This window comes from Neisseria sp. P0022.S010, assembly GCF_051956635.1.
In genome coordinates, this window is sequence record NZ_JBQCXF010000374.1 from 1 (window position 1) to 2,953 (window position 2,953).

A 2,953-nucleotide genomic window follows, 5' to 3' on the forward strand; every position below is an offset into this window, starting at 1 on the left:
TAAAAATCCGAACAATCCAAACGATATCGATTTGCTTGCACTGGCGGTTTCAGACGGCCTGGTTTGCATACACTGGGTCAGCATCCGCGGCGGACGGCACGTCGGCGACAAAAGCTTTTTCCCCGACACCAAAAACGATCCCGAGCCAAACGGACAAGATTACGCCGAAGCCTTCGTCGCCCAGCATTATTTGGGCAAAAGCAAACCCGACATTATCATCAGCAACTTTTCCGTTCCCGATGCGCTGAAAGAGGCCTTGGAAGGCGAACACGGCAAACAAATGCAATTTGTCACTAAAACCATAGGCGAACGCAAAGTCTGGTTGAAAATGGCGGAACAAAACGCACAAATGGCGATTGCACAACGCCGCCTGCAACAAAGCAGCCAGCAACACCGCATTGATGAACTGGCCAAAATCCTCGGCATGGATTCAGACGGCCTCAACCGCCTTGAATGTTTCGATATCAGCCACACACAAGGCGAGGCTACTATTGCGTCCTGTGTTGTGTACGATGAGCAAAACATCCAGCCTTCGCAATACCGCCGCTACAACATCACGACCGCCAAGCCTGGCGACGATTACGCCGCTATGCGCGAAGTGTTGACGCGCCGTTACGGCAAAATGCAGGAAGCCGAAGCCAACGGCGAAAGCGTCAAATGGCCGGATGTCGTGTTGATTGACGGCGGCAAAGGGCAAATCGGCGTAGCCGTATCGGTATGGGAAGAACTCGGGCTGCACATTCCTTTGGTCGGTATCGCCAAAGGCCCCGAGCGCAAAGCCGGTATGGAAGAACTCATACTGCCATTTACCGGCGAAGTCTTCCGCCTGCCACCCAACAGCCCGGCTTTGCATTTATTGCAAACCGTACGCGATGAATCGCATCGCTTTGCGATTACAGGCCACCGCAAAAAACGCGACAAAGCACGCGTTACTTCCTCACTCAGCGAAATCCCCGGTATCGGCAGCAAACGCCGCCAAGCATTGCTTACCCGATTCGGCGGCCTGCGCGGCGTGATTGCCGCCAGCCGCGAGGACTTGGAAAAAGTGGAAGGCATCAGCAAAGCATTGGCGGAAACCATTTACGAGCATCTGCACTGATTGGCTTGAACAGCAAAAAGGAACAATATGAAACCTGTCATCATCAAAAATATCGAGATCGGCAAAGGCCTGCCTAAAATTGCCGTGCCGCTGGTGGCCGCCAATACGCAGGAATTGGATCAGGCTTTGCGTGTATTGAAAGATACGGCTTTTGACATTATTGAATTTCGTGCGGATTTTTTTCAAGCTGCGCTTAATGCCGATTTTATTGCCGAGCAATTAGGTATTGTCCGACAGGCTTTTCCTGACAAACCTTTACTGTTTACGTTTAGAAGGGCGAAAGAGGGTGGCAATACGCCTTGTGCTGACGACTATTATTTTGAATTATTGGAAAAAATCATCCGTTCCAAACAAGCTGATATGATCGACATCGAGCTTTTTGCCGAGGAAAGCGGCGTAAAACAAACCATTGCTTTGGCACATGAGTATCAAACTGTCGCCTTACTTTGTAATCACGATTTCCAAGCCACGCCGTCTTTGGCAGACATTACAGGCCGTCTGAAAACAATGGCCGAGTGGGGAGCGGATATCTGTAAAATTGCCGTGATGCCGCAATCTCCGCAAGATGTATTGACTTTATTGCAGGCAACGTATGAAGTTTCACAAAGTATAAACTGCCCGATTATTACTATGTCTATGAATAAAATCGGTGCGATCAGTCGTCTGGCCGGCTCGGCTTTCGGCTCAGCCGTAACCTTTGGTGCAGCAGGAAAAACGTCGGCTCCCGGTCAAATTGATGCCAATGAATTGAGGAAAATCCTGGCTATTTTAGGATAATTTAATTATTAACATTTAAGTCCATTTGAAAAATATTTTTCAGATGGACTGATTTTTTATCATTTTTTTCTTTCAATTCTAAATAAAATAGGTAACAATAGGCTTCCTATTTTAATAACTAGAGGAGAAATAAAATGACTACTACTAAAGAAAACCTGGCGAATCCAGGTCCAGTAGGCCTGTGCGGCTTTGCATTGACAACTTGGCTGCTCAGTCTGATTAACGGCGGCTTTTTTACTGCTCAAGAGGGTGTCGGCTTAGTTTTGGGCATGGCTCTCGCCTTTGGTGGTATCGCACAAGTTATTGCCGGTATGTTTGAGTTCAAGAAAGGCAATACGTTTGGCTTTACCGCTTTTATCAGCTATGGCGCCTTCTGGTGGACATGGGCTTTGTTTACCATCTTTTTCAAAGGTGAAACAGCTCCGGCATTTATCGGCTGGTATCTCTGCGCATGGGGTATGTTTTCGCTGATGATGTTTGTGGCCACTTTGACCAAGCCTAAAGTATTGAGCGGTATTTTCTTTTGCTTGACGCTGACTTTCTTTGCTTTGGGTATTGGCGATGGCATGGAAAATCATAGCATCGTCCATATCGGCGGTTGTTTGGGTTTGGTAACTGCACTTGGTGCGTTCTACTTGGCTGCGGCAGAGGTCATCAACGAATCTTTCGGCAAGACGGTTTTGCCGGTTGGCGAGCGTAAATAAGCTTAACCATGCAAAATGCCGTCTGAACGGTGAAAATGAAATCAAAGATTTCGACCACAATGTTCAGACGGCATTTTTTATTTGTCTTCAAATAAATCGACATCAAATAAATCCGGCTCTTTGATGCGCTCCCGACAATCGAGCTTGATGTCTTCAGTAACCCGGCAGCAGCACGGCAAAATTTCTCCGGGCGCGACAAAAGCGAGTGGAAAATTATCATAAGAGACTTTCCCATCCAAGATTTTGACCCGGCATGAACCGCAATAACCGCTGCGACATTGGTATTCAACTTCGTGTCCAGTGCGCTCCAAGCCCTCCAATAAGGTTTCGCCTTGTTGGAGTTGGAAGGTTTTGTCGTGTGTGCTAATGAGTG

The 2,953-nt window shown here is 47.7% G+C and carries 4 protein-coding genes; 3 read left to right on the top strand and 1 reads right to left on the bottom strand.

What is annotated here, in order from left to right:
• The 3 genes from ACTHUT_RS16925 to ACTHUT_RS16935 form a co-directional block, all read left to right on the top strand.
• On the top strand, positions 1-1,099 hold a 1,099-nt coding region (locus ACTHUT_RS16925), incomplete at its 5' end, for an excinuclease ABC subunit UvrC (protein ID WP_440419150.1).
• Between the two features lie 27 nt (positions 1,100-1,126).
• Positions 1,127-1,876, top strand: a complete 750-nt coding sequence (gene aroD, locus ACTHUT_RS16930; protein ID WP_250600463.1) for a type I 3-dehydroquinate dehydratase — start codon at positions 1,127-1,129, stop codon at positions 1,874-1,876.
• 134 nt (positions 1,877-2,010) lie between these two features.
• On the top strand, positions 2,011-2,580 hold the full coding sequence (locus ACTHUT_RS16935; RefSeq protein WP_004520357.1) for an acetate uptake transporter: 570 nt from the start codon (positions 2,011-2,013) through the stop codon (positions 2,578-2,580).
• Between the two features lie 77 nt (positions 2,581-2,657).
• Here the strand turns inward: ACTHUT_RS16935 and yfaE are convergent.
• A partial coding sequence (gene yfaE, locus ACTHUT_RS16940; protein ID WP_440418665.1) for a class I ribonucleotide reductase maintenance protein YfaE occupies positions 2,658-2,953 on the bottom strand: 296 nt, incomplete at its 5' end.

Excerpts from the sequence above, each read along its gene's own strand:
- aroD (WP_250600463.1), top strand. The coding sequence starts at position 1,127 with ATGAAACCTGTCATCATCAAAAATATCGAGATCGGCAAAGGCCTGCCT.
- ACTHUT_RS16935 (WP_004520357.1), top strand. The coding sequence starts at position 2,011 with ATGACTACTACTAAAGAAAACCTGGCGAATCCAGGTCCAGTAGGCCTG.